We start from the raw sequence: 245 nt of genomic DNA, 5'->3' as shown, positions 1-245 counted from the left end.
CCGACCGCGCCGAGCAGCGAGACGAGCAGCAGCAGGGCCGGGAAGATCGACAGCACGCCGTAGTACGTGAGGGTCGCCGCCCGGTCCGGGATCTCGTCGTCGAGGAACTCCTTGGCCACGCCCCGCGTACGGGCCCCGCGGCCCGCGCGTCACAGGATGCGGGTGAGCCGCTTCCCCACGCCCGGTTCGGCCAGTTCGCCCCGGACGGCCACCGGGACCTTCACCTGGCCCGGCCCGCTGCCGAC

Annotated in this window: 1 pseudogene; it reads right to left on the bottom strand. The window is 74.7% G+C overall.

Annotated elements, in window-relative coordinates:
- Positions 1-125 (bottom strand): annotated as a pseudogene (locus ACLIYP_RS30985) (YhjD/YihY/BrkB family envelope integrity protein); the annotation flags it as partial.
- Positions 126-245: the final 120 nt, after the last annotated feature.

The sequence above is a fragment of the Streptomyces nanhaiensis genome (assembly GCF_046614825.1).
In the GTDB taxonomy this organism is placed as follows: domain Bacteria; phylum Actinomycetota; class Actinomycetes; order Streptomycetales; family Streptomycetaceae; genus Streptomyces; species Streptomyces radiopugnans.
The sequence above is the reverse complement of the archived record's forward strand: the minus strand, read 5'-3'. Positions and strand labels throughout refer to the sequence as shown.